Annotated in this window: 29 protein-coding genes; 14 read left to right on the plus strand and 15 right to left on the minus strand. The window is 67.2% G+C overall.

Annotation, left to right across the window (positions count from 1 at the left end; all coding sequences use genetic code 11):
• Window positions 1–8: 8 nt before the first annotated feature.
• On the minus strand, window positions 9–512 hold the full coding sequence (locus IE212_RS29505; protein WP_190201018.1) for a protein-tyrosine phosphatase family protein: 504 nt from the start codon (window positions 510–512) through the stop codon (window positions 9–11).
• A gap of 99 nt (window positions 513–611) precedes the next feature.
• Between IE212_RS29505 and IE212_RS29510 the strand changes: the two genes are divergently transcribed.
• Complete coding sequence (locus IE212_RS29510; RefSeq protein WP_190201019.1) at window positions 612–1,415, plus strand: nuclease-related domain-containing protein; 804 nt, start codon at window positions 612–614, stop codon at window positions 1,413–1,415.
• A 45-nt stretch (window positions 1,416–1,460) separates the two neighbouring features.
• Here the strand turns inward: IE212_RS29510 and ligD are convergent, their stop codons facing one another.
• Complete coding sequence (gene ligD / locus IE212_RS29515; RefSeq protein WP_190201020.1) at window positions 1,461–2,342, minus strand: non-homologous end-joining DNA ligase; 882 nt, start codon at window positions 2,340–2,342, stop codon at window positions 1,461–1,463.
• Between the two features lie 73 nt (window positions 2,343–2,415).
• On the opposite strand from ligD, the gene ku reads away from it, so the two are divergent.
• On the plus strand, window positions 2,416–3,435 hold the full coding sequence (ku, locus tag IE212_RS29520; RefSeq protein ID WP_444545061.1) for a non-homologous end joining protein Ku: 1,020 nt from the start codon (window positions 2,416–2,418) through the stop codon (window positions 3,433–3,435).
• A gap of 102 nt (window positions 3,436–3,537) precedes the next feature.
• On the opposite strand, the gene IE212_RS29525 is transcribed toward ku, so the two are convergent.
• The 9 genes from IE212_RS29525 to IE212_RS29565 form a co-directional block, all read right to left on the minus strand.
• Window positions 3,538–4,029, minus strand: a complete 492-nt coding sequence (locus tag IE212_RS29525) for an Asp23/Gls24 family envelope stress response protein (protein ID WP_190201021.1) — start codon at window positions 4,027–4,029, stop codon at window positions 3,538–3,540.
• Window positions 4,030–4,185: 156 nt separating this feature from the next.
• A complete protein-coding gene (locus IE212_RS29530; RefSeq protein WP_190201022.1) occupies window positions 4,186–4,464 on the minus strand; it encodes a gas vesicle protein K in 279 nt (92 codons plus the stop codon).
• A complete protein-coding gene (locus IE212_RS29535) occupies window positions 4,461–4,691 on the minus strand; it encodes a gas vesicle protein (protein WP_190201023.1) in 231 nt (76 codons plus the stop codon). The genes IE212_RS29530 and IE212_RS29535 overlap by 4 nt, the downstream gene beginning before the upstream one ends.
• Window positions 4,678–5,526 carry a GvpL/GvpF family gas vesicle protein gene (locus IE212_RS29540; protein ID WP_190201024.1) on the minus strand — a complete coding sequence of 283 codons (849 nt, stop codon included), beginning with the start codon at window positions 5,524–5,526 and terminating at the stop codon, window positions 4,678–4,680. The genes IE212_RS29535 and IE212_RS29540 overlap by 14 nt, the downstream gene beginning before the upstream one ends.
• Complete coding sequence (locus IE212_RS29545) at window positions 5,523–5,942, minus strand: gas vesicle protein (protein ID WP_190201025.1); 420 nt, start codon at window positions 5,940–5,942, stop codon at window positions 5,523–5,525. The genes IE212_RS29540 and IE212_RS29545 overlap by 4 nt, the downstream gene beginning before the upstream one ends.
• Entirely contained in the window at window positions 5,939–6,184 is a 246-nt protein-coding gene (locus IE212_RS29550) for a gas vesicle protein GvpG (RefSeq protein WP_190201026.1), read from the minus strand. The genes IE212_RS29545 and IE212_RS29550 overlap by 4 nt, the downstream gene beginning before the upstream one ends.
• Window position 6,185: 1 nt before the next feature.
• The gene (locus IE212_RS29555; RefSeq protein WP_190201027.1) at window positions 6,186–6,944 is read right to left on the minus strand and encodes a GvpL/GvpF family gas vesicle protein; all 759 of its coding nucleotides are present in this window, start codon (window positions 6,942–6,944) and stop codon (window positions 6,186–6,188) included.
• Window positions 6,941–7,423 (minus strand): gas vesicle protein GvpJ, encoded by a 483-nt coding sequence (gene gvpJ / locus IE212_RS29560; protein ID WP_190201028.1) that lies wholly within the window; start codon window positions 7,421–7,423, stop codon window positions 6,941–6,943. Before gvpJ ends, IE212_RS29555 begins: the two co-directional genes overlap by 4 nt.
• A 53-nt stretch (window positions 7,424–7,476) precedes the next feature.
• Window positions 7,477–7,854, minus strand: coding sequence for a gas vesicle protein GvpO (locus IE212_RS29565; protein WP_190201029.1), 378 nt, complete (start codon window positions 7,852–7,854; stop codon window positions 7,477–7,479).
• Between the two features lie 239 nt (window positions 7,855–8,093).
• Here IE212_RS29565 and IE212_RS29570 point away from each other — a divergent pair, with 239 nt between their 5' ends.
• The 6 genes from IE212_RS29570 (at window position 8,094) to IE212_RS29595 (ending at window position 14,483) form a co-directional block, all read left to right on the plus strand.
• Window positions 8,094–9,590, plus strand: a complete 1,497-nt coding sequence (locus tag IE212_RS29570; protein ID WP_229864633.1) for a vanadium-dependent haloperoxidase — start codon at window positions 8,094–8,096, stop codon at window positions 9,588–9,590.
• 313 nt (window positions 9,591–9,903) lie between these two features.
• Window positions 9,904–11,115, plus strand: a complete 1,212-nt coding sequence (locus tag IE212_RS29575) for a Shedu anti-phage system protein SduA domain-containing protein (RefSeq protein WP_190201030.1) — start codon at window positions 9,904–9,906, stop codon at window positions 11,113–11,115.
• Window positions 11,112–11,435 (plus strand): hypothetical protein, encoded by a 324-nt coding sequence (locus IE212_RS29580; protein ID WP_190201031.1) that lies wholly within the window; start codon window positions 11,112–11,114, stop codon window positions 11,433–11,435. The genes IE212_RS29575 and IE212_RS29580 overlap by 4 nt, the downstream gene beginning before the upstream one ends.
• A 418-nt stretch (window positions 11,436–11,853) precedes the next feature.
• The gene (locus IE212_RS29585; RefSeq protein ID WP_190201032.1) at window positions 11,854–12,537 is read left to right on the plus strand and encodes a response regulator; all 684 of its coding nucleotides are present in this window, start codon (window positions 11,854–11,856) and stop codon (window positions 12,535–12,537) included.
• Window positions 12,538–12,858: 321 nt separating this feature from the next.
• Window positions 12,859–13,197, plus strand: coding sequence for a hypothetical protein (locus tag IE212_RS29590; RefSeq protein ID WP_190201033.1), 339 nt, complete (start codon window positions 12,859–12,861; stop codon window positions 13,195–13,197).
• Between the two features lie 356 nt (window positions 13,198–13,553).
• Window positions 13,554–14,483, plus strand: coding sequence for an aminoglycoside phosphotransferase family protein (locus IE212_RS29595; RefSeq protein WP_190201034.1), 930 nt, complete (start codon window positions 13,554–13,556; stop codon window positions 14,481–14,483).
• Between the two features lie 33 nt (window positions 14,484–14,516).
• Here the strand turns inward: IE212_RS29595 and IE212_RS29600 are convergent, their stop codons facing one another.
• A complete protein-coding gene (locus tag IE212_RS29600; protein ID WP_506005137.1) occupies window positions 14,517–15,896 on the minus strand; it encodes an NsdA family TPR-like regulatory protein in 1,380 nt (459 codons plus the stop codon).
• Between the two features lie 116 nt (window positions 15,897–16,012).
• Here IE212_RS29600 and IE212_RS29605 point away from each other — a divergent pair, with 116 nt between their 5' ends.
• The 4 genes from IE212_RS29605 to IE212_RS29620 all read left to right on the plus strand — a co-directional run bounded on the left by IE212_RS29605 (window position 16,013) and on the right by IE212_RS29620 (window position 18,302).
• The gene (locus IE212_RS29605; RefSeq protein ID WP_268250805.1) at window positions 16,013–16,705 is read left to right on the plus strand and encodes a bifunctional DNA primase/polymerase; all 693 of its coding nucleotides are present in this window, start codon (window positions 16,013–16,015) and stop codon (window positions 16,703–16,705) included.
• Window positions 16,695–17,015 carry a hypothetical protein gene (locus IE212_RS29610; protein ID WP_190201037.1) on the plus strand — a complete coding sequence of 107 codons (321 nt, stop codon included), beginning with the start codon at window positions 16,695–16,697 and terminating at the stop codon, window positions 17,013–17,015. The genes IE212_RS29605 and IE212_RS29610 overlap by 11 nt, the downstream gene beginning before the upstream one ends.
• 4 nt (window positions 17,016–17,019) lie before the next feature.
• Window positions 17,020–17,370, plus strand: coding sequence for a hypothetical protein (locus IE212_RS29615; protein WP_190201038.1), 351 nt, complete (start codon window positions 17,020–17,022; stop codon window positions 17,368–17,370).
• Between the two features lie 512 nt (window positions 17,371–17,882).
• The gene (locus IE212_RS29620) at window positions 17,883–18,302 is read left to right on the plus strand and encodes a hypothetical protein (protein WP_190201039.1); all 420 of its coding nucleotides are present in this window, start codon (window positions 17,883–17,885) and stop codon (window positions 18,300–18,302) included.
• Window positions 18,303–18,616: 314 nt separating this feature from the next.
• On the opposite strand, the gene IE212_RS29625 is transcribed toward IE212_RS29620, so the two are convergent.
• Entirely contained in the window at window positions 18,617–19,003 is a 387-nt protein-coding gene (locus IE212_RS29625) for a hypothetical protein (RefSeq protein ID WP_052840692.1), read from the minus strand.
• 1,393 nt (window positions 19,004–20,396) lie between these two features.
• Here IE212_RS29625 and IE212_RS35690 point away from each other — a divergent pair.
• Window positions 20,397–20,687, plus strand: a complete 291-nt coding sequence (locus tag IE212_RS35690; RefSeq protein WP_373301448.1) for an HNH endonuclease — start codon at window positions 20,397–20,399, stop codon at window positions 20,685–20,687.
• A 193-nt stretch (window positions 20,688–20,880) separates the two neighbouring features.
• Here the strand turns inward: IE212_RS35690 and IE212_RS29635 are convergent, their stop codons facing one another.
• Window positions 20,881–21,369, minus strand: a complete 489-nt coding sequence (locus tag IE212_RS29635; protein WP_229864634.1) for an HIT family protein — start codon at window positions 21,367–21,369, stop codon at window positions 20,881–20,883.
• A gap of 211 nt (window positions 21,370–21,580) precedes the next feature.
• Between IE212_RS29635 and IE212_RS29640 the strand changes: the two genes are divergently transcribed.
• Window positions 21,581–22,702, plus strand: a complete 1,122-nt coding sequence (locus tag IE212_RS29640) for a DUF5677 domain-containing protein (protein WP_190201041.1) — start codon at window positions 21,581–21,583, stop codon at window positions 22,700–22,702.
• Between the two features lie 478 nt (window positions 22,703–23,180).
• On the opposite strand, the gene IE212_RS29645 is transcribed toward IE212_RS29640, so the two are convergent.
• A complete protein-coding gene (locus tag IE212_RS29645; RefSeq protein WP_190201042.1) occupies window positions 23,181–23,513 on the minus strand; it encodes a peptidase inhibitor family I36 protein in 333 nt (110 codons plus the stop codon).
• Between the last annotated feature and the right edge of the window lie 52 nt (window positions 23,514–23,565).

Genomic DNA, 23,565 nt, shown 5'->3' on the forward strand with positions numbered 1-23,565 from the left:
TCGCCGCGCTACTCGGTGAGCTCCTCCAGCAGCCGGGCGGTGGTCAGCCCGGCCCGCAGGTACTCGACGAACAGCTCGTTGTGCAGCGCCCAGGGCGAGCGGCGGGCCCGGATCAGCCGGATCGCCTCGTCGGCGGAGCTGCCCAGGCGGACCAGCGCGTGCGCGACGACGAGACCGGAGCGGTTGTACCCGTGGTAACAGCGGACGAGGACCTTGCGGTCCTCCTCCAGCGCCTCGCACGCGGCCTCGGCCAGCCGGATCACCCCGGCGAGCTGCGTCCCGTCGAGCGGCCCGTCGGGAATGGGCCACACGTGGTGCGCGACGCCCGGGTCGGGCCCGTGGCCGGGCAGCCGCAGCAGCGTCTGCACGAGATCGAACTCGTCCCGTACGACAGCGAACGCCAGGTGGCCCAGGGTGGCCGTGTACTCGTGGCCGCCCATCCAGAGCCCGGGGACGACCTCGTTCCACGGGTTCTCCGGAGCCGGCACATCGGGTTTCCTGCGGGTACGCAACGGCGCCTCCCCACCATCACCGCCCAACTCCTTCCAAAGGTAGCCGGGTTCTTGCCCCCGCAGCACCCCGCCTGTTCCCATGGACTGGGGTGATGGTGCATGGACGGACTGCGCGTCATACCGACCTGGCGGCACGGGCAGGAGCGGCTGTACGTCTGCCTCCCGGACGGCCGGAACATCGCCTGGTACGACCCTGAGGCCGCCCGGGTCAACCTGCTCGCCGAGGACCACGAGGACGGCGTGCTCCGGGCCCTCGGGCCGTTCGTCACCGGCCCGGTGACGGTGGGACCGCCCCCGGTGCCGACCCCCGCCGAACTCGCCCGTCTGACCCTGCACCCCGACGACGACCTGGCCCCCAACCGTCCCGGCGAAGCCCTCCTCGTCGCTCTGGACCGCGATCCCGGCCCGGCCCGCCGGCTGCGCCCCGACCCCCGCCGCCGGGCCCTGGCGGCCGAACAGAGGGTCGGGGACGCCCTGGACCGCCTGGACGGCGGCGGCTGGCACGCCCTGCACTCCGTCCCGCTCCCCGGCGGCAGCCGCGTCCACCACCTGCTGATCGGCCCGGGCGGGTTGTTCGCCCTGCACACGCTGTACGCCCGCAAGCAGCGGGTGACGGTCGAGGACCCCCTGGTCACCCTGGGGCGCCGCGAAACGAACCCCCTGCTCCGCCGCGTCCGCGCCGACGCCGACCGCGCCTCGCACGCCCTGATGGCGGAGGTCCGCCCCGTCCTCGCCCTGGTGGAACCCGCGGCCCTGTCGGTCCCCACCGCCCCGGGCGAGGTCCGCGTCCTGACCGACACGGACGTACCGGCTCTGGCCCGGCAGGGCGGCGTCCTCAAGCCGGCGGACGTGGAGGCACTGCACGCCGTGGCACGGGACCGGAACACCTGGACGCGCCTGTAGGAGGTTCCTGCCTCCCGAGGGCGGGCGTGCCCCGGCCGGGCGGAGCTACGGCAGCCGCCCCGCCCGTTCCGGATCGAGCAGCGGGGCGAGCAGATCGCCGTAGTCCTGCACCCGGGGGGCGATGTCCGTCGCCCGGAGGTCCAGGCGGCCGGGCGAGCCGCACTCCTCGACCTCCTCCCAGGTCACCGGGGCCGAGACGGTCGGCTCGGGACGGGCCCGGAGGGTGTAGGGGGCCGCGGTGGTCTTGCGGGCGGCGTTCTGGCTCCAGTCGACGAAGACCTTCCCCGGCCGCAGGCTCCGGGTCATCCGGTGCAGCGCGAGCCGGGGCATGGCCTTCTCCGCCTCGACGGCCAGTTCCTTGGCGTACTCGGACACCCGCTCGGAGGACGCCCCGCGCACGGCGGCGAGCAGGTGCAGCCCCTTCGAGCCGGAGGTCTTTGCGTAGGTCTCGATGCCGTCCCGGGCGAGCCGTTCCCGCAGCCACAGCGCGACCTCGCAGCACTGCACGATGCTCGCGGGCGCCCCCGGATCGAGGTCGAAGACGATCCGGTCGGCCTCGTCCGGCGTGCCGACGAGCCACTGGTGGGTGTGGAACTCGGTCACCAGGTTGGCCGACCACATCAGGCTCGGCAGGTCCTGCACCAGCACCATCCGTGAGGGACCCTCGACCCGCGGCACCTCGGCCGTGGTGACCCACTCGGGCGTACCGGGCGGCACGTTCTTCGTGAAGAACACCTGGCCGTCCGGCCCGTCCGGATACCGCAGGAAGGACACCGCCCGGTCGCGCAGATGGGGCAGCAGGACCCCGGCGACGGTCGCGTAGTAGTGCAGCACCTCGCCCTTGGTGAAGCCGGTGGCGGGATACAGCACCTTCTCCAGATTGCTGAGCGCGAGCCGTCGCCCCTCCACCACTGTGATAGGCGCCATACGATAAGAATCCCAAAGAATCCCACGCAAACCACGACGAACACTCCCCACAGTGACCGGAAGGGTGCTGCACGTGAGATCCATCTGGAACGGCGCCATCTCCTTCGGCCTGGTCAGCATCCCGATCAAGCTGGTGAACGCCACCGAGAGCCACTCGATCTCCTTCCGCCAGATCCACACCGAGGACGGCGGCCGCATCCGCTACCGCAAGTTCTGCGAGCTGGAGGACCGCGAGGTCACCCAGGGCGAGATCGGCAAGGGCTACGAGGACGCGGACGGCACGATCATCCCGATCACCGAGGAGGACCTGTCCAGCCTGCCCATCCCGACGGCCAAGACCATCGAGATCGTCGCCTTCGTCCCGGCCGACCGGATCGATCCGCTCCAGATGGACGCCGCCTACTACCTCCAGGCCAGCGGCGCTCCGGCGGCGAAGCCGTACACCCTGCTGCGGGAGGCGCTGAAGCGCAGCAACAAGGTGGCGATCGCCAAGTTCGCCCTCCGTGGCCGGGAGCGCCTCGGCATGCTCCGGGTGGTCGGCGACGCGATCGCGATGCACGGCCTGCTGTGGCCGGACGAGGTCCGCGCCCCCGAGGGCGTGGCCCCGGACGCGAACGTCACGGTCCGCGACAAGGAACTGGACCTGGCCGACGCCCTGATGGACACCCTCGGGGAGGTCGACCTGGAGGACCTGCACGACGAGTACCGCGAGGCCGTGGAGGAGGTCATCGCCGCGAAGGCCGCCGGAGAGGCCCTGCCCCAGGCGCCGGAGCCCGCGGCGGGCGGCAAGGTCCTGGACCTGATGGCGGCCCTGGAGAGCAGCGTCCGCGCGGCACGCGAGTCCCGCGGTGAGGAGGCCGGCGAGCACGCCGAGGTGAAGTCGCTCCCCCAGGGCAAGACGGCCCCTGCCGCCCCCAAGCAGACCGGCGGCAAGAAGTCGACGGCCGCGAAGAAGACGGCGGCCAAGAAGACCGCGGCATCGGCGAGGAAGTCGACCGCCAAGTCCGGGCAGGGCACGAAGAAGACCGCGGCCAAGAGCACGGCGAAGAAGACGGCCGCGAAGAAGTCGACGTCCCGCAAGCGCTCGGCCTGACCTCGGCGGGCGCTCACGGCACACGGGTCCGTGCCGCCCGCAGGAGGTGCGGGACGTCGGTCGACAGCGGACCGCGGCTGGTGCCGCTCCGGGGGGGGAGCCTCAGGCCACGCGCCGCTCCGTCTGCTCGGACTCGTCCTGCTCGTCCGGGAGATGGACGTCGTCGACGGCGATGTTGACCTCCACGACCTCCAGGCCGGTCATCCGTTCCACCGCGTTGACGACATTGGTCCGGACGTCCGCGGCGGTGTCGGTGATGGCGGCCCCGTACTCGACGACCAGGTCCAGGTCGACGGCGGCCTGCCGCTCACCGACCTCCACCTTCACACCCTGCGTGACACCGCCGCCGCCCGGGCCCGGCACGCGCTGCCGCACGGCACCGACGGCCCTGGCCATCCCGCCGCCGAGGTTGTGCACCTCGGGAACCTCCCGGGCCGCCATGCCCGCGATCTTCGCCACCACGGCGTCCGCGATGGCGGTGTTGCCGCGGGTCTCCGCGGGAGCGCCGGCGCCTCCCCGGCCCTGCGTGGCCCCCTCCTGCTTGCCCGCCCTGGTGGCGGTTGCGGTGTTCGTGCGCTGTGTGGTCTCCGTCATGACCGTCACCTCGATGCTCGGTGCGCAGATTATGAGCGGCTCGCTCCTTTCCACCGTAGAGCAATGGTGCGTAAGGGGCGAAAGTGATGAAAAGTCCACGCGGCGCGCACAGGGTGCCGAGTCGGACGGCCTGGCCCCGGCGGGCCACCGTGCCGATCAGTCCCGAGGCAGCAGGGTTCCCAGCGGCCCGAGATCCAGGTTGAGGTCCTCCGGCCGCAGCCCGTGCTGGTCGCACAGCTCAGTCATCCGCTGCTCGAGCATCATCAGCGTCACCCCGATGCGCTCGACCTGCTCATCGCTGAGGTCGCCCTGCTCCACCCTGCGGATCGCCTGCCGCTCCATCAGCTGCCGCAGCAGTTCCACGACGGTCAGTACCAGAGCCAGCAGATCATGCCCGACGGCGTCGGGGTCGACATCGAGCCGGTGGCCCGTCACAGCGCCCCCGAGTCGGCCCAGGGAGCGGGCACCCGCTCGGAAACCGATGCCAACAGGGCGTGCAGCGACAGCCGGACCAGTGGCACGTCCGCGATGGCGATCACCAGGTCCCCGCTGATCACCACACCCGTGGCCATCAGCCTGTCCAGCAGATCCACCAGCGGCACGCCGATCGGCCCGTCCAGCGGCTCACGTTCCTGCCAGGGCACGGGTTCAACGATCCCCATGGAGCGCGTCCTCCCCTGCGAACGATGCGAACGAGTAGGGCACCCACGGCCCGGAGAGCTCGATCAGCGCACCGGTGCGCTCCCGCAGCGCGGCCACGGCTTCCCTGAACCGCGCCGTCCGGCCCTCCTCCACCAGATAGGCGCCGTTGAGGACCTGGGCGCGGTGGCCGTCCGTCAGCTGCTGGTCCTGGAGCCGGAGCCGGCGTGCGGCCACGGCCAGGCCTCGCAGCTCCGCGTCCGTCTCCTCGGCGGCGAGCAGCGCGGCCCGGCGGCTCTCCTCCCGCGCCCGGTGTGCGCCTCGTACCCGCTCGAGGTAGGCACGTCCGGCACCGGACGCCGGCGACCCGCCCGGCACGGAGGCCGGGACGGCGGTGCGGCCCGCCCCGGCCGCCGAGGACACTCCGGCCGCCGAGGGCACGTACACCTTGACGCCCCACTCGACCCGCCCGTCGACGCGCTCCAGCACGGTGTGGAAGCGGGCGGCACCGTCGCCGAGCGCCTGCCGTGCGCGCTCCTCGCTGCTGTAGATGGTGGCCAGCGCCATCGGCACGGCGGGCCCGTGCGCCGCGACGGCCGTCACGACCCGGTGGTGGGCTCGCACGCATCGCTCCAGCTCACCCGGATCGGAGAGCCGCTCGGTCCAGGACCCGCGGCCGGCCTCGGCCGCCGGCACCTCCTGTACGACAGCGCGCAGCCGCTCGAACGGCAGCGCCCGCACCGGGGCGGTGGTGATGCCCGGCAACCGGGCGAGGACGTCCTCGTCCACGCGGCGACACACGGCGAAGACGTAGGTCGCCGCAGTGGCGGACGGCACCGCCGGGACGGTCTCTGTCATGGCACCGGTCGCTCCTCCGCTCGCCGGGTCCGCGTGCCCGGCCGGCCCTCCGGGGTCTCCTCACCTGTCTCCGGTGCGGCCGTGCCGCCGCCGGGCAGCCCCGCACCCCGCGAGGACGTGGGCGCCGCGAGCTGCTCGCGCAGCCGTCGGTTCTCCTCCACCAGCTCGTGGTGCGCGGCGCGGGAGGAGAGCGCCGGATCGGTCTCCCACCAGTCGATGCCCGCCTTCTTCGCGGTGTCGACGGAGGCGACGAACAAGCGGAGCCGGATGGTGAGCAGCTCGATGTCCAGAAGGTCGATCTTGATGTCGCCCGCGATGACGATGCCCTTGTCCAGCACGCGTTCCAGGATGTCGGCGAGGTTGCCGGTGGAGGGGCCCGGCAACTGGTCGGCCCGCCGGTGGTCGACCTCGGTCACCGGGTCACCTCCGGGCCCGTTCTCGCTTCCAGCCGATCGAGCAGCCGGTCCTCTTCCCGCTCGAACGCGGCCAGGTCGATCTCCCCGTCCTCCAATGCCTGGTTCAGCGCGGTGAGCCGCGCGCGGATCGCAGCCGGATCGTTCACCTCGCGGTCGGCGGCTTCGGCGAGCTGGTCGGCGACCCAGGACACCCCTCGCACAGGGGCCAGTGGCGCGGTCAGCAGCGCGGAGAGCAACCCCATGTCAGCCCCCCGTCCGCACCGCGGCAGCCGCCGCCACCTCGGGCTCGGCGGCGAAGCTGTAACAGGGCAACGGCCCGGCCACACGCAGCTCGACCCGGTCCCGGTACCTGGCCGACAACCGGTCGACAGCCGCCCGGAACTCCACGACCTGCTCGCGGGCGACCAGGAACGACAGGTTCAGCACGGTGCCGTCGACGTGCGGCCCGGTCGAACAGGCCCCGGCCAACGCCGCCAGTTCCGGCTGGATCTCCTGTGCGGCGTCGGCCGCGCGGCGCTCCAGGGTGCGGACCACCGCCTCGCCCAGGCGCACGTTCGCCTCATATCCCGGGCGTCGGTGCGCGGCCTCCCGCAACTGCCGAACGCGGGGCTCCTCGGCGACCAGCGCTGCGAGCGCCCCGGTGGCGGGCAGCGCCTTGACGTTCATCTCCACGCGGCCGGCCAGTCGGTCCAGCGCGCGCAGATTCCGCTCCTGGCCGGCTTCCAGTTGCTCGCGGACCGCATCGGCGTCCGGGGCCACCATGCCGAAACGCATCGGCAGCACCGGCCCGTCGAGGGCCAGCGCGAGCAGCACCTCCTGATGGGCCAGCAGATCCCGCCGCCGGGCGCGCAACGGAACCGGCGCGGCACTGACCACGGCCGCGGTCGCACCCACGGTCAGCACCTCCGGAACCGCCTGCGGCATGCCCACCCCGCGCAGTCCCGACGGCACAGGGTGGCCGCACGCCACGATGCCGTAGACGTAAGTCCCCGCCGCGGTCATCGCTCACCCTCCCGCCTGCGGCGCCCTTCTGCGGACTGAGCCTTCGCGCCGCGCCGCCGCGGCCGCGCCTCCGGCTCCTCCTCTTCCGGCTGCCGGTCCTCCGGCTCCTCGTCGCCCTCCTCGGAACCGCCGACGACGTCGCGCAGCTTGTCGCCCACCGACTCGATGGTCTTCCTGACCTTGCGCTTCCCCACGCTCTTGGCCGCCGCCCCGCCGAACATCTCGGGGACGGTGGTACTGCGCGAGGTCGCCTCCAGGTCCAGCCGGTTGCACGCCTCGGCGAACTTCAGATACGTGTCCACACTGGCGACCACGATGCGCGCGTCTATCTTCAGGATCTCGATGCCGACCAGGGAGACCCGGACGAAGACATCGATGACCATGCCGCGGTCCAGGATGAGTTCCAGGGTGTCGTACAGCGTCCCGGCGCGCGGTACGTACACGACCTCGCTGCTGGAGTAGGTGGTGGTCGTGGCCATGGTCAGGTGGTTCCTCTCGGAAGGCTTCCGGTGGGCGCCGGCAGGGCGGACCGTCAGTTGTGGACGGCGCCTCGGTGGTAGCGGCAGACCCTGCGGTACTCGGCAGGCCGGCCCGCGTCATCGAGCACCACCTCGTATGTGGCGAGCAGGCTGGTCGTATCGGGGATGCGGGGCACCTCCAGCACATCGACGGCGACACACCAGCCGTCCTCGGTGCGCCGCACGGCACACACGCCCTCGACGCGGTGGACGATGAAGCCCTCCAACCAGTCGCGGGCGGTGCGGGCGGCCTTCTCGGGCCCGACCTGGGCGACCGTCCCCCGGCCGGCGTCCGCCGAGGTACCGCGGGCACGCTCGCCCTTGGAGGGTTCGTCCTTGGAGGGTTCGCCCTTGGAGGGTGGACTGCTACCGGTTCGGCGTTGCTCTGGCATGACGCCAGCGTCACCGCGCGCCCCACCGTCCGCATCTTCGCAGCGGCCGATCCGGCGAACGCGCCCATACGGAGTCCGCGGAACGGAATTCTCCGTTCTGGGCTGATTCGAAATCCAAACTCATAAATGTGCAGATCTTCGTGATTGCTCGGTTTCTCCGGAACGATCCTGCGGTCCCAGCCGTCTCCTGGGGTGTGGCGCGCGCTGAGCGCCATTCACGGGAAACACGGGGGATTCACATGAGCGATCGTCGATTTGCCGCGCGCGAGGCACGGGTCCGGGCCGCCGAAGTCGAGTTCGAGCGCGACATTCCGCTGCACAGGGCCAACGGGGAGGAGACGGACCACCCGTTCGTGGCCAACTACTCCAAGGCCCTGCCGCACAACAGGTTCGGTGAGGTCGACCCGGCCGCCTACCACCAGCTGCGCCGGGCGCTGGCCACCGGCAGTTACGAGGACTTCGAGCGGATCCCGCTCGGGGACACGCGCAAGCTGGTCAACCCGCAGGCCGGCGCCTCGTTCGACCTTCAGGGCCCGGACGCCCAGGCGCTGACCATCGCGCCGGCACCGCGCATCGACAGTGCGCAGAACTCCGCCGAGGCGGTCGAGCTGTACTGGATGGCCCTGTGCCGCGACGTGCTGTTCACACGCTTCGGTGACAGTGAGCTGGTCGCCGAGGCGGCCACCGAGCTCAGCGGCCTGTCCGACTTCCGGGCGCCCAAGCAGAACGGCCAGGTCACCCCGCAGACCATCTTCCGCGGCGACACCCGGGGCGACCTGGCCGGGCCGTACGTCTCGCAGTTCCTGCTCAAGGCCATCCCGTACGGCACGCTACTCATCCCGCAGCGGCAGGACACCCTGGTCCGCCCGGTGGACCACCTGACCACCTGGGGCGACTGGCTCGAGGTGCAGAACGGGTCGCAACCCGAGCCGGACGAGCGCGACTTCGCCACTCGGCGCCACATCCAGACGCCCCGCGATCTGGCGCACTACGTCCACTTCGACGCCCTGTACGAGGCGTACCTCAACGCGGCCCTCATCCTGCTCGGCCTGAACGCGCCGGTGGATCCGGGCAATCCGTACAACTTCTCGCGCAACCAGATCGGCTTCGGGACGTACGGAGGCCCGCACATTCTCTCGCTCGTGACCGAGGTGGCCACGCGTGCCCTGAAGGCGGTGTGGTTCCAGAAGTGGTACGTGCACCGGCGGCTGCGGCCGGAGGAGTTCGGCGGCCGGGTCCACCAGCAGCTGCGCGGGCAGCGCGAGTACCCGATCGATGGCGAGGTGCTCGACTCCGTCGCGGTCAAGCGGGTGTTCGAGAAGTACGGCAGCTACCTGCTGCCGCAGGCGTTCCCCGAGGGCAGCCCGACCCACCCCTCCTACGGCTCCGGACACGCCACGGTGGCAGGCGCGTGCGTCACGATCCTCAAGGCGTGGTTCGACGAATCGCACATCCTGCCCGACCCGGTCGTCCCCACCACCGACGGCACCGCCCTGGAGCCCTACACCGGCCCGGACGCCGACCGCCTCACCGTCGGAGGCGAGCTGAACAAGGTCGCCGCGAACATCGCCACCGGCCGCAACATGGCCGGTGTGCACTGGCGCACCGACTTCACCGAAGCGACGCGGCTGGGTGAGGAGATCGCCATCTCGGTCCTGCGCGAGACAAAGGAAGCCACCCTGGAGGACGCGGCGTTCACCCTCAGCCGGTTCGACGGCACCACCATCACCGTCTGAGGTGACCCGGGCCCTCATGGAGGAGGGCCCGCCTGTCCATGGGCATCCGGACGGCCAGCCCCACGGGCCGCGGCAGCCGGAAGACCTCATCCACCCGGCGGCCCTGAGTCAGGGCCCGGACAGGCGGGCCCTGACCACTGTCGGCGGCTCGCCGACGACGGGAGAGGGGGCGAGGCTGCTGCGGCAGCACCAGTGCCCGTGCTCCTCTGGCTGCGCGCGCAACAGGCGGCACCATCCGCTCGGCCCTGTCGCCAGGGACCGGCCGAAACTCCCGCCAAGCATGGTTGTCAGTGCCCGGCCCTAGGGTGCACACGTGACCACATTTCGATCCGGCTTCACGCTCTGGCAGATGGTCCGGACGGCACGCGAGCTCACCGCGGATGAGCGCGTCCGGGAGCGCGTTGACACGGTGCTGCACATCATGGGCGGCCTCGGTGGAACGTATGGCAAGGGCAGGTCCCTGGTGGATGCCCTGGAGGATGTGGCCCAAGAGGCAATCCTGCATGGAGACTTCGCGCTCGCTCAGCGCTTTCAGCGCTTCGCGGCCTATGCAAGAGGCGACCTGTTTCTTGAGATCCTGGAGAACTACTACGACGACGAAGCCCGGCAGCGCAGCGAGGAACACATGCGGAGGATGGCTGCCATGGGTGCTGACAGGGCGGTCGCCGCCCTGGACGTTCTGTGCCGCGACCGACCCGACGCGACCGCAGCAGACGCTCGTGACCTCTTCCGCGGCATTGCCCGGTCCGCCGACTACCTGAGCCTTGGGGACGGCGAGGGCGGGATCCGGCTGTCAACCCGGGAGGTGAGGCGACTTCAGCAGTACGGGCACATGGAGATGGTCCTCCGCAACCTGCCTCGGCCCGCCTCCGCCGAGGCCGCACGGATGATGAACGACGCCCTGGCCGATGTCGACGCAGGCATGCTGGCACAGTTGCTCGAACTGAGGGCCAGACAGGCCGGCCTGGCGGCCTTGCGTACCGTGGTCGAGGACCCTGACAGTTCCGAGAGTGCCCTCCACGCCTGCCTGAAGAACCAGGAATGGATCTTCGGCGGGGCTTACGTGGCCGAGCTGGCACGTCGGCAATACACCCCGGAAACGATCCTCGACATCCCGCTCCTGCGCGGCGACGGCTCTCTCCATGTGGTGGAGCTCAAGCGCGCCAACATCAAGGACCTGGTCATACGGCGCTCTGGTCACCTCATGCTGGGTGCCGCGGCGCACCGCGCGGTCTCCCAGGCTCAGAACTACCTCCGGGCCATGGACGAGAACCGTCCGAGCATCCTGGTCGAGCACGGCGTCGACACTCGCCGGGCCTCGGCGACGGTAGTGATCGGACACCCGCCGTACGTGACCGGCGGCGTGACCTCTCGGGAGATCGCGGAGACGCTGCGCACCTACAACGCGCACCAGGCACGCATAGAAGTCATCACATACGAGACCCTGCTGAACTCAGCCTCACGCATGCTGGCCCTGTCGTCGGCACGACAGGAAGCTGACCCGGACGAGGAGCCTGCCGCATGACTGACGCGCCGACCGCGATCGAACCGCTCCTGGCCCGCCTGTGCGGCGGTGAGATCACCGACAAGGACTACGTCGGATACTTCATGAACGAGCACGGAGAGGAACTCGTGTTCGCCCAGCGCCGGGGCGAGAAGACCGCACGCCTCTGGCACAGCGACGCGGACTGGGAGATGTTCCTTGTCGGTGACCGCTCGATTCGGCTCGACGGCCCGATGGACGGGATGATCACTGTTGCCGGCCTGATCATCAACCGCGAGGAGGCGACATGGTTGTCCTCCTGTCTTGCCGCCTCCCGCCACCTGCGGCAGGGGCGCGCCTGACTACTTCCTGTCGCTTGACGGCCGTCGACGCGGCGGCGGCATCTCCTGTGAAACCGCAGAAACCCGTCAGCGGTTGGTCACGCCGTTTTGGTGCGGTTGCGGTGGCGCAGCCGCACCACTGGCTCGCAAAACAAGGAGACCCCGGGACCCCGGGTCTTTGACCTGGGGTTGTTTACGGAGCGGGTGAAGAGAACCGAACGCGCGCTCTCAGCTTGGGAAGCTAAGGTGATCTAGGGTTCGCTGTGGTGCTGGCCTGCGGCGGAGTGCTCGCAGTATTTGGCTGGCCGTCGCTCGATACCTCGGTGTACCCCGTGATTCGCCGCTGCATCTGGCACACGTCTGGCACGTCAGTGTTGATGCTGACGGCCGCCATTGGGCCGTTCGTCGATCGTCGCGTGCGCCCACTGGGTGTCAGTTCATGTTCCGCGAAGTGGTCGCAAAGAGCGTCCCCGTCTCTGATGATGTTGGGATGTCCGACGCCTTATGGAGCAAGCTCATCGGAACGGTTCCCGCGGTACTGTGGGTGGCCTTCGCCGCCACCGTGTACTTCACTCTGCGAGGGACAATCGTTCAACGCATGGTGCCGCGGCTGACCGCTGTACGTGCACTCGGAGTTGAGGTCGAGCTCGCTGGCGAGTTGCTCGATCGCGCTCAGGATGAGAGCACGACGACTGTCACTGCGACTGCCAGGCGTACGGCGTTGGGCAGGCTAGAGCATGCCGCCGACGTCCTGAGAGGCGGCAAGTTGCTGTGGGTTGATGACCGCCCTGAGGGCAATGCCCCACTAGTCGAGCTTTTTCGCACCGCTGGCATGCATATCGATGTGGCCCTGTCGACGGAGGAGGCCACACCCCTGTTCCGCCGTAGGCCGTACGACATCATCGTGAGCGACATTGACCGGGACGGCGATCGGCAGGCAGGGATCAAGATGCTGCGCCTGCTGGAGCAACACAAGATCGACGTTCCCGTACTGATCTACACAGGGCGGTTCGATCCAGAGAGGGGCGTTGATCGCAGGATCTTCGCGGCAACTACCGCACCTGTCGAACTGGTCCATTACGTTATCGATCTCATGGAGAGGGCGCGGCTGGGGTCACTCTGACCTCGCGGTTGGTGTCTCTGGGCACTGGCGAGAAGCACCTCCTCTCGCCTGAACGCTACTCCTGGGGGCACGCAGATGGCGTGGTTCCTCTGACCTGGGGTTTCGCTGTCTGCTCTAGCTCGACCGTCAGTGCCGGTCGCGCTTGGTCCGCGTCGGGCGCCCGCGCACGGCCCAGAGACGGCCCAGACTTCGAACCCGATCGGGTCTGCCCCGCGGATCAACTCGGCGTCATCAGTGGCAGTATGCAGAGCTATGGATCAGGGGGTAGCGGCCGTTCTGGGCGCAGCCGTAGGCGTTGCAGGCGCCGTGGGAGCGGCGGCCATGACCTACCTCGGGGTGCGACATCAAGCGGCCGTCACGGCCGAGAGCGAACACCGCCGAGCTGTCAGAGCTGAAAGAGTCGAAGCGTTCTCCGCCTTCATCGAGTCAGTCCAAGGCGCATACGCCGCCCTGATCGCTGCACGCGTTGAGCTAGAGGCGCTTGGTAGTGCGTCCGATGAGACTGAGGCGCTGGAAGACGCGGAATCAGTCCTAGAGCACATCCAGACAGCGAGCTCTGCCATCGCTATTGCGGCCAAGTGGCAGGCAAAGATTCTCATTCCGGGTCCTCAGGGGCTCGTATCCGGCTCCATCGATGTGCTCCAAGCGCTACGTGCCTGAGCCTCTGCGATGGGCCACGCCACACCTATGATCACGAACGGGGTGGAAGGTGCCGACCATTGGCAGGAGCGAGAGAGCGAAGCCAGTCGTTCCTGGACCGACGCCTTCGGAGCGTTCACCGCCAGGGCGGCGCACACCTTGGAAGGACGGGAGATACCGATGCTCTGGAGCGAATAAATTCGTGTGAACGGAGACGAGAGCCAGCACACGGCTCCGGAGGCCAGGTGAGAGCAGGACTCCACCGAGACCCTGACCTGCACCGGAGGCTCTGAGCAGGCAGGCGCCGAGCAAGATCATCACGTCCCTATTACGTGGGCCACCTGTCGGCCGGAGACTCCGGGCCGTATCGTCGAAGCATGATCTCGGGCAGCGATGGGGGACCGGTCGGCGGCGGCACGGAGTTCACGGCGGAGGGCCTGGCGGCCATCCTCCATGAGGCGTGTGAGACGGCCGGACTTGACTCCCGCGGCGCCGAGTTGCTGAGGCTGGGGTCGAACGCGGTCTACCGCCTGGCTTCGTTCCCGGTCATCGTCCGCATCGCCCGAGATCCGGCGGTGCTGGCGGAGATGGAACGGGCCGTGAACGTGGCCCGGTGGCTGGAGACAGAAAACTTCCCAGCCGCCCGAGTGCCAGCCTTGGTGAGTCAGCCGATGGTCGTCGGCGGCCTGGTGGTCACCTTCTGGGAGAGCGTCCAGGAGAACGAGGAGTACGCGACGCTCGGCGAGCTGGCTGACCTGCTGCGCCGCTTGCACTGGCTGGAAGAACCTGAGTCACTCGGCCTGCCGTACTTCGATCCGATGACGAAGCTGACGGCGTCACTAGACGGGCTGGACGGCGTGGCCGAGGAAGACAGGGCCTTCCTGGAGGAGCGAGCGGCCAGGCTCTCCAAGGACTATGACCGGCTGGACTTCGTCCTTCCCTTCGGCATGATCCACGGAGATGCCAACATCGGGAACATCCTCAGGCACCGGGATGGACAAGCGGTACTCATCGACCTGGACGGCTTCGCACTGGCCCCACGAGAATGGGACCTGATCCTGACGGCGATCTACCACGACCGTTACGGGTGGCACTCGAAGACGGAGTACGCGGAGTTCGTCCACCGGTACGGCTTCGACCTCATGAACTGGCCAGGCTACGAGACCTTGGCCGACCTCCGAGAACTCATGATGGTGGCATGGGTCGGTCACCAAGTCGGAACGAGTGAACGTTCTGCCGCCGAGTTCGCCCGGCGGGTGCGGTCCCTGCGGACGGGCGAGGGACGCGAGGAGTGGAAGCCCTTCTGAGGGCGCCCTGGTCAAGTTCGCGTCAGCGCATGGTCAGCTGTACTGCTCCGAAGCGATCCACAACCTGTGGTCGCGGGCCTGCTCTGCAAGTTCATACACCGCGCTGCTTCGGCCGGCCGCGCTGAGATTACGGCGGAACTCGGCGAGATAGCTGATGCATCGGGCCGACTTGAGCTGTTCTCCGAGATCCAACGCGTCGAGCGCCACCCGACAAGCCTCCTCGATGTCCCCGGCCCGTAGGTGGGCATCGGCCAGGACCATGGTCGCGAAGAAGTCGCTCCGTACGTGGCTGCCGCTCATGGCGTTCTCGGCGTGGGCCACGGCTCGGCGGGCGCTGTTCACGTCACGGAAGCAGTGGGCGGCCTCGGCGGCAAGTTCGGCCTCGTCGAAGTAGCTGATCCACTCCGGCTCGTCCTCGTTGTTCCGGCTTTCGAGGGCCTTGGTAGCCGCGCCCAGGGCAGCCTCGCACGCAGCGACATCGCCGGTACGCGCCAGGGCTCGGGCCTCCATCGCATGGAACTGTGCGCGCAACGTCGGTGTAGCCACGGGAGAGATGCCCATGAGGGCGGCCCGCGCGAGAGTGGCGGCCTCGGTGTACCGCCCCAGGAAGGTCGCCTGGTGGCTCATCGCTGACAGGATGCTGCCCGCAAGCCGACGGTCGTTGGCGTCCTGGGCGAACCGGAGGGCCTGGAGAAGGTACCGCTGCGCGAGTCCGTGGTGACAGGCGTCGTAGGACATCCAGCCGGCGAGGAGGGTCGCTTCCGCCACGGTAGAGAAGAGGGCTCGCCCTACCTGCTCGGTGTACCGGCCGCGCAGGAGTGGGGCCACATCGTTGTTGAGGTACTGGATGACGGAGTGACGTGCGTGATCTCCGCCGAACTGGTCGTCGAGCTGGGCGAACATGTCCGCCGTGGTCTTAATTGCTGCCACGTCGCCGAGACCGACTCGGGCGCCTTCCGTACGAGGCTGGGGGATGCTGGGCTCGGGGGCGACCAACCATCGGAGGGACGCTTCGTTCCATGCGGGCTCGGACGGATCCGCGGTGAGCAACGGGTCGTACTGATTGAGGTCGGCACGCCACAGTTGGCCGACCGTCCGAATGGCGTCATCGGGGCTTGCGGGATACGCGGCGTCGAGTAGAGCGCTGTTGGCGACTTCCCCGTGACTCAAACCGAGTTCGGCCGCGCTGGTGCTGAAGGCGTCACACAGCAGCGGGCCGTAGAAGTCGTCCGGGGCGCTGTGGCCGTTCTCCCAGCTGGCAATACGGCGCTTCACGCTGGCATCCGAGGGGAGTTGGTGCCCGCGCTGGGCGGCAGCCTGCCGTAGTTCCCTTACCAATCGCGGCTGGCTCCAGCCTCGACCCGTGCGAGCTTCACGTAAGAGGACACTGCTCGGCTTCAAGGCGCCTTTCACTCCCTGCGTGATGCCGGTGCGACAACTCGGGGTTCTGTTACTGAATGTACGTGCTGGTCATCGCTTCGTGCAGGCAGTAACCGGAGTTCATCTGCAAGAGAAGAAGAGGACGGGGGATGACGCATTGCGCGTGGACGCGTCATCCCCGGTCATCTCTCGTCATCTGCCCTGGCCAGGAGCCCGACCGGAAGTCTGGAAGTGCTGCGGCACCGGGGCCGCAACGTAAGCCGACTGAAGGTGAGATCGTCATGCAGAGGATGACCAGGCGCGGTATGGAATGGCTGTCTGCGGCGGCGGACGATCCCGCGCAGTGCCGGCAGATCTGGGCGGATGATCCGCGGATGCCTTGCCTGCTCGCGACGGGGCGCCTCTTCGACGTGGTGAGCGTAGACCAGCGCCTCGGCCTGGAGATGTTCGACCGGCTCTTGCGCAGTGGCTTGCCGTTCGGCCCCTCGGTCGTCGACCGCAAAGCACAGCGCGTTGGCTTCTTCCTCGGCTCGAACAGCCGCGACACCTTCGCGCACTTCCTCGGACGAGAAACGCCCTCCCCGCCGCCGTACCGGTACCTCGGCCATGGCTCCGCCGTCGTAGTGCCCGGACCCATCCCACTTTCCGCGGACCGATACCAGTGGCTCCGCGCGCCGACGCGCCGGCCGGAGGCCAACCCGCTGCGCCCGGTCGCCCTCGCGACGGCTCTTGTGGCCTCCGCGGAACTCCTGGCGAGGATCGACCGCTTCGACGAGCAGTACCCGACTCCGTACGCGGCGGTCGCTGCACTCCCCGAGGAGACCACCACCGATGCGGGATGAGCCGACCAGCGGGCACGACTTCGCCACGTGGTCGCCCCTCGACAGCGACGGATGGTACGCGGCCCGAAACGCCACCACGGCACTACGGGACGTCCTGGTACGCGCAGGTCTGGAGAAGGACTTCCCCTACTTACGCGCGGATTTGAACGCTTTCGGGCACGGCCTCGTCGAGCTGGGCCGAGTGTCCCCCGACACGGCCGAACGCCTCGCGGAGCTCTTGCGCCTGGCGCTGGCAAGCGGCTTGGGCGCGGACCGCGACGGCTCTGAAGCTGCGCAGACCACTACCAATGAGCACAGGGAAAGGACCTGACGTCATGACCGACCGGCGAGGAGTGGTGGCCAAGCGCGCGGAGGACCTGTCGCCTGGCGTGCCCTACGTCCGCGGCTGGAACCGCGCTCGGCGAAGCGCTGGCTCTCTGGCCGATCAACTGGTGCTGCTCGGACTGGATTGCGACTTCCCCGGCCTGGTGGCTGACGTCAACGTCTCCGGGGATGGGTTGGTGCAGTTGGGAGCCGTTCGCCCTGAGGCGGCCGAACTGCTGGCACAGCTGATCACGGCAGGACTGGAAGCGGAGCGCCGTATCCCGACGGGTGAACCGGCTATGACCACTCGATGGGAAGCGCCAGCGGCCTGCTCCCGGACGCCGGTTACGCCTCATCCCTGAGGTAGCTCCGCACTCAGACGACCCGGTCCCCTTGCGACATCGTGCCTCGGCACTGCCGCAGAAGGCTCTTCGCTGCCTCGATGATCTCTGGTGCGCTCTTCGGCATGCCGCTCGGCCGGGACCGGCGCCCCAGCGCCGCAGCCCGGACGAACGGCATTCCGGTGGGTGACATCAACTTGGGAAGCTTGGGTCCTTCGGGGAAGCTCCACTGACCTGCGGCAAACAATGGTCGGCGCTGGCTAGGCGGTCGACTGCTTCCCCGGTGTTCCCCGTGGTTCCCCCAACGATCTGGCACGCTTCTCTTCGTGTCGAACTGCTGGCTGCGAGGTCACGCGGTCCAAGACGCTGGTCGTGGGGTAACCGAGGGCCGATACCCGACGATCGACATGAGCGGTCTGCTGCTCGCCGGCGTCATCAATGTCATCGGTTGTGGCGGCAAGCTACTGAACTTGATCGGGCCATATCGGATGATTGCCTGACAGGTGAAGGATGGGTCCGGTAGATGTGTGTGCGTGAATGACTCCACGCCCGAGGACGGCGAGCCCACCTCCTTCGCTGAGAAGACGAAGAACTGGTACGAGAGGCACAAGCCGAAGATCCGCATCGTCGGCGCCGTAACTCTGGCCGTGGGCCTGGCCGTGGTTGCCCATCTCGCCACGAGGCAGGACGGCGAGAGGTACGACGCCGAGGACCTCGGGGATTCCGACCCGGTCTCCGGCTGTGAAGCCACGGACGAGCCTCGTCGGTCCTCCCTTGACCCTGACCGCGACCCCTTCCTGCGGAGGCTCCCCGCCGGTCAGCAGGCCGGTGAGGCGGCCAAGGCAAGGTACAAGGAATTGACGGGCAACGACCTCCCTCCCGGTTACACCTTGGTGCGCCGGTGGTTCTATCTGAGCCCGGACGGCGAGGACCCCGGCGAAGCCGCAGCCTGAGCGTCCGGGGGAAGAGCACCGCGGCTGTCGCTCAGCCGAACGCGCCGGCATCACCCAATCAAGTTCAGTAGCCGACTAGCCATGGCATGCGGCCAAGTGCTTAGAAGATGCGGGCATGCCGTGGTGGAGGGGCCGGATCGTCCCCTGCCGCTTCCATGCCGGGCCGCCGAGCGCTACCGCCGTCCGCCGTCGTTGCCGTCAGCGTTGCCGTCACTGCCATCAGGCACGCGGTGTGTAGTCCAGACGATTCGAACGACCGGGAACAGCAGCCGCAGGAGCAGGCACAGCAGGGCGGCCAGGCCGTGACCTGACCATTAGCGGTCTTTGCCGAGTGTTGGAAGGCCGCCACGGAAGGGCCGGTATGCGGACCCGTTCGCGCGGGGTGTGATGCCGAGCTTCTTCTTGAGCGCGGCCAAGTGCTCCGCGTCCGCAGTCGCCTGCTTAGCCTCGTCCTCGGCTGCCCGCAGCCGGGCGGCCTCCGCGTCTGAGACGATCCTCTTGGCCTTCCCGGCGTCGATGTCCTTGGTCTCCAGGAGAAAGCCGAGACCCCACAGCCGGTACCGTTCGGCGGCCTCGTTGTCGTCGCGCTCGAGGGCTTCACGCTGCTGCGCTTCGAACCGTCGGGCCATGTCGATACAGAGGGCGTGCCGGCTTGTGCCGATCCACGTCTTGCCGGACATGGTGTTGCTGCTGGCTTCCATGGTCCCCCCTCGTCGCCTGTGTGATGGATCGTAGGCGTCTGACGGTGAGAGTGGGAGACTCCACGGCCCGGGAGAGCGCTCGTGTGTGAGCACCGCATTAGGAGTTCGATCACTGCTCGGCACTGCAGGGAAGCCACCCGGCCACGCTGTCCATGCCGAACTGTCCTGGATCGCTGGCGTCCAGCGTCGTTGATGTCACTTGTAGATGTCGAAACGGAGCAACCCATAGTCCGCCTGACCTGCGCAGGTATGGAGGCGTGGCCCCACTGTCAGTGGGCCCTCATACCATCCCCGCATGACGGTACGGGGTCTCCGGAGATGCGCTGTATGTAGCGCGGACATCAGCCATCGGCATGGACTAGCGAAGTACTGCTCGGGCGCTTGTGCTCTGGAGGCGCGCCGGCCGACAACGCTTATCTGCGAGGAGTGCGGTAGTGAATTCGTTCGACCGAATCGTCCTGGCGCTCCTCCCCGCTACTGCTCTGAGGAGCATAAGGCGGCCGCGAAGGTACGCAAGGCCAAGGCTCATCACGCAGCACGCATGGAGGAGTTACGCCTCCTGCGAGGCGACAGAAGGTGCGAGTCCTGTGGTGCAGACATAAACAATTTGAAGGCCTTCGCCAAGTACTGCAGCCAACGGTGCCACTACAGGGCTCAGGGGCATGTTCCGCGTCAGCCAGCCCTGTCACATGAGGAGCAGTTGCTACGGCGACGTCAGAGACGGGCTGCTAAAAGGCCGACCTCGATAACTATTGAGTGCAAGGGATGCGGTGGCGCCTTCAAAGTTCCAGGCGACAAGCCGGGACGTAAACCACAGTTTTGTGAGGAATGTAAGGCCCTCAAAGGGTCACAGGTACGCCCAGATCCAGTTGCCTGTAGAGGCTGCGGCTTGACCGTTCCGCTTGCGAGGGGAACTCTCGCACTCTACTGCTCGACTGATTGCCAGGTCGCCACGAATAATAAAGCGCAGGCAGAGCGTCGCAAGGGCCAACGCATAGAAGCGAAACAAGATCGAGAGTGTGCGGTCTGCGGGGAGCCGATCGGGACACAGGAACATGGCCTTCGCAAGTACTGCAGTCACGGTTGCTGGTACCGCGCTAACCACATACCGAATCCTAAAGATCACTCTTGTGCATGGTGCGGTGGCAGTATGTCCCATCGTCGAGTCGATGCCAAGTTCTGCGGACAACCCTGCTATTTGAAAGCACAGTACAAACGGAAGGTCGGAACTGCTCTCCGCTCGCACCCATGCGCTTACTGCGGTGAGAGAATGCCCCTCAGTACAGCAAACCGCATCTATTGTTCCAGTCGATGCTCCCGACGCGCCTACTTTGAAGCGAACCCAGAAAAGGTTCGTGCCGCAAAGCGTCGAGGGAACCATCAACGCCGGGCCATGTTGGCCAATGCTAAACGATACAGCATAACCGAGCGCGATCTCGCACGGTTGTGGAATCGGCATGCGGGTTCCTGCGCCTACTGTGGCGAGAAAACTGAATCTTTACATCAAGAGCACATTGTCCCTATTTCTCGAGGCGGAGATGACAGTATCGGGAACTTGGTACCAGCTTGCCCTGACTGCAATCTCGCTAAAGGAGACCGGACGATTACGGAATGGAGGCTTGGGAAAAAGTCGCCACGTTACTCAACCAGAGTGATCCTTGTTGATTGGAAATCATTACAGTAGCTCGTTCGTTCAAGTTGAACAGAGGGTGAGCCGGTCCGATCGCCCCATGCCGGCACCGCGAACGGCCCGCCGAATGCCGCTGCGGTCCGCCGCCGTTGCCGTCAGCGCTGCCGTCACTGAGCCTTTTCCAACTTCAGGTTGAGAGGGTGCGTGGCTCGCCCGACTACGACGTGACGTGGTCCAGCACTGGTGATCAGCTGCGGTCTTCGACGCTGCTTTCGGCGATCTCTCGGAACAGCTCGCGAGCCTGATCGCAGAATTTTCCGACATCCGCGATGTCCGGCTCGTCACCGTCCGCCAGCATCCGGGCCTGGAGTTGCTCGGAGCGCAGCCCGCCGTAACGGGCCCGCACCTCTGGGGTCGCCGGTTGGACCGCGATGTGCAGGTGCTTGCGCGCGTCGCGGCCATGCGACCACATGCAGACGTAGGGCTGCTCAGGCCGGCACAACGTCTCGACGACACGAGCGGTATCGCGCAGCAAGGGGCCGAGTTCCGCTGCTGCCGTGCCGTCGAGTTCCGCGACAGCCACGACGTGCTCCCGTGGACCGACGATCAAGGTGCCGAGATTCATCGGACCGACGACGTGGTTCACCACCCAGGCAGCGGTTTCGTGCAGGACGCCTCCGGGCAACTCCCGGCGCCCGGCCAGAAGGTCGCACCCAAGACACCCTGTCACATCCACGCGCACCAGCCTATACAGAGCCGCAGCGATGAAGTCGACTGCCAACCTGGTTGAAGAGTCTGTCGGTTGGCCTGCGCACGCGATGAAGCTCCTGGGCTGACCTCGGTGGGTGCACGCTGCTCCCACGGCATCGCGGCGAAGGCTAACCCCTTGCCTCCCGGAGTAGGGCTGCGGTTCAATGGCAGGTTTCCCACACGAGAGGCGAAGGCGAATGAAACCGGAAGACTCGGCACTCCTGCGGTACGCGGTAAACAAGATCAACGAGGATATCAGGGAAGGTTCCTTTAGTAGCCAAGACGAAGACGCGACCGGAAGCGCCTTGCTGTTAGCCATGGACGAGGCTATTGGGTTGTCCGACGAACTGGCGCCAGATGATTACAATTGGTTTCTGAGTGAGATGGACAGTAGGCGTAGAGTCCGCAAGAAGATGATGGCGAAGATCAGGCGCACTCATTTGCGCAGATGGGGGCGAGGTCTCCTCCTTTTCGATGATGTATTAACCACTGCAGAGGTGCTAAATGGGGCCGTCCAGGATGCGATTGGAAAATGGGTCCTGGATGGTGAGCCAGCGATCAAAAGGGATAGCCTCCTAGGCGTGCAGGGAATCCTGGGAGGAAAGGCACTCAAATGCCTTTTGTTGTTGTCGCTCCACTCGCGAGCATGCTCAATCTCCAACGAGATTCGGCTTCTAGCCGAGCATGGCTTCCCTGAAGCGGTAAGGGCTAGGACGAGGAGCTTGCACGAGCTCGGGGTCATCACGCTCGCGCTGTCTGCCCTCGGGCAGCTAGACACTAGCGTCTCTGATCGCTATGGGGCGTGGACACTCGCCGAGGCCCGAAAGGAGGCACGGGCTATCGCAGCGCAAGGGGGGACGCCTGATCCACTTGACGATCAGGAAGCAGAATTGGAGCGTCGGGCAGCCGCAGCATGGGGAAGCGACTTTTTCCGACAGAATGGATGGGCGGCACCACTTTTCCCTGGACGCAGGCCCCCGGTCCCCTTCAGTGACATCGAGCAGCTGGTGAATATGGAGCACATGCGCGGCTTCTACATGGCCGGAAATGACGCAATTCATGCAGGTCCAAGCGCACTCATGGACCGCCTGCGACTCCGCAATGGGTCAGCATTTACGACTGTGAGCGAGGTCCAGCATCAAACCGTTAGGCATTTCCTGGCCGCCGCTGTTATTGTGCTTTCCGACCTTGGCGCAACAGTTTGTAGAGTAGCGGCTTCAATCACGGGAGATTTCGATCTTCTTACCGGCGTAAAGCTGGTACGTGACGCCGAGGATCGTGCAGTTTCGGAGTTCAAGAACGACGGAATGAGAGCCTAGCAGCTAGGCCGGTGGAGCGGCTTTGGGCTGGAGGTTCAATGGCCGAGTAAGGCTGACGGGGCGCCGCCCACCATTTGGCGGCGCCCCGTCTAGCAGAGGTTCGAGCCTCATCCTTATCAGGTCGATCACGAGCCTCGGCGACGTTGGCGAACTAGCCCTGCGGCTTGACTGGTTTCCGTTGCGGTTCGGCATCGACCGCCGCTGTTCGTCCCTGTTGGTGTCAGGCGCTGGTGTCAGACGTCAGTGAGCACTTGACTCGAAGGGCACGCCGGTGCGGCCCTCACCGTCTGAAGCGCCCGGTAGAAGTCGAACCCGATTAGTACCGGTGTACGCCCCTGTCCATCGATGCCACCGACCGGTAAGGGCCCGATTACACGCCACGAGGGGAGCTTGATCGCGCGGGCGCCATCACAGAAGCGCTCGGCCGATGTCTCGGTCGAGCGCTTCTGTGATGGTTTGAGGCGCGAGGTCAGGCGCCCTACCAGGAAATACTCAGGCCCTTGAAAGGAAGAGAGCTGGAGTACTGCCCGCTCCTGATCACCACCGTGCTTCCGTAACAACCAGTGTCGCTGTAGACGGTGATGGTCTTGCCGGACTGGTTCGACACCGTGCGGATACCGCCGTCCTGCACCGGGTTGCAGCCGTGTCCCGGGGTCGTGCGGTCCTTGCGGTTCCCATCGAAGTCCTTCTTCACCCAGGTGCACACCTTGCCCTGGGGGCACACCGTCGCGGCGGAAGCGGGCTGCACGGAGGCGAAGGGAAGGGTGGCGGCCAGGGCCGCGCCAGCCAGCAGTAAGGAGCGCTTTCTCACGGGCACATCCATTCTCAAGTTATCGAACACCAGTTTACCGATCTTGTCATGT

The organism is Streptomyces djakartensis (assembly GCF_014651075.1).
Lineage (GTDB): Bacteria > Actinomycetota > Actinomycetes > Streptomycetales > Streptomycetaceae > Streptomyces > Streptomyces djakartensis.

Bases quoted from the DNA above. Each gene is read 5' to 3' on its own strand.
- IE212_RS29640 (WP_190201041.1), top strand. From the start codon at position 21,581: ATGAAACCGGAAGACTCGGCACTCCTGCGGTACGCGGTAAACAAGATC.
- IE212_RS29625 (WP_052840692.1), bottom strand. From the start codon at position 19,003: ATGGAAGCCAGCAGCAACACCATGTCCGGCAAGACGTGGATCGGCACA.
- gvpJ (WP_190201028.1), bottom strand. From the start codon at position 7,423: ATGGCCACGACCACCACCTACTCCAGCAGCGAGGTCGTGTACGTACCG.
- IE212_RS29565 (WP_190201029.1), bottom strand. From the start codon at position 7,854: ATGCCAGAGCAACGCCGAACCGGTAGCAGTCCACCCTCCAAGGGCGAA.
- ligD (WP_190201020.1), bottom strand. From the start codon at position 2,342: ATGGCGCCTATCACAGTGGTGGAGGGGCGACGGCTCGCGCTCAGCAAT.
- IE212_RS29510 (WP_190201019.1), top strand. From the start codon at position 612: ATGGACGGACTGCGCGTCATACCGACCTGGCGGCACGGGCAGGAGCGG.
- IE212_RS29550 (WP_190201026.1), bottom strand. From the start codon at position 6,184: ATGGGGTTGCTCTCCGCGCTGCTGACCGCGCCACTGGCCCCTGTGCGA.
- IE212_RS29605 (WP_268250805.1), top strand. From the start codon at position 16,013: ATGACGCATTGCGCGTGGACGCGTCATCCCCGGTCATCTCTCGTCATC.
- IE212_RS35690 (WP_373301448.1), top strand. From the start codon at position 20,397: ATGTTGGCCAATGCTAAACGATACAGCATAACCGAGCGCGATCTCGCA.
- IE212_RS29555 (WP_190201027.1), bottom strand. From the start codon at position 6,944: ATGACCGCGGCGGGGACTTACGTCTACGGCATCGTGGCGTGCGGCCAC.
- IE212_RS29595 (WP_190201034.1), top strand. From the start codon at position 13,554: ATGATCTCGGGCAGCGATGGGGGACCGGTCGGCGGCGGCACGGAGTTC.
- IE212_RS29525 (WP_190201021.1), bottom strand. From the start codon at position 4,029: ATGACGGAGACCACACAGCGCACGAACACCGCAACCGCCACCAGGGCG.
- IE212_RS29570 (WP_229864633.1), top strand. From the start codon at position 8,094: ATGAGCGATCGTCGATTTGCCGCGCGCGAGGCACGGGTCCGGGCCGCC.
- IE212_RS29585 (WP_190201032.1), top strand. From the start codon at position 11,854: ATGTTCCGCGAAGTGGTCGCAAAGAGCGTCCCCGTCTCTGATGATGTT.
- IE212_RS29610 (WP_190201037.1), top strand. From the start codon at position 16,695: ATGCGGGATGAGCCGACCAGCGGGCACGACTTCGCCACGTGGTCGCCC.
- IE212_RS29540 (WP_190201024.1), bottom strand. From the start codon at position 5,526: ATGACAGAGACCGTCCCGGCGGTGCCGTCCGCCACTGCGGCGACCTAC.
- IE212_RS29580 (WP_190201031.1), top strand. From the start codon at position 11,112: ATGACTGACGCGCCGACCGCGATCGAACCGCTCCTGGCCCGCCTGTGC.
- IE212_RS29615 (WP_190201038.1), top strand. From the start codon at position 17,020: ATGACCGACCGGCGAGGAGTGGTGGCCAAGCGCGCGGAGGACCTGTCG.
- IE212_RS29535 (WP_190201023.1), bottom strand. From the start codon at position 4,691: ATGGGGATCGTTGAACCCGTGCCCTGGCAGGAACGTGAGCCGCTGGAC.
- IE212_RS29590 (WP_190201033.1), top strand. From the start codon at position 12,859: ATGACCTACCTCGGGGTGCGACATCAAGCGGCCGTCACGGCCGAGAGC.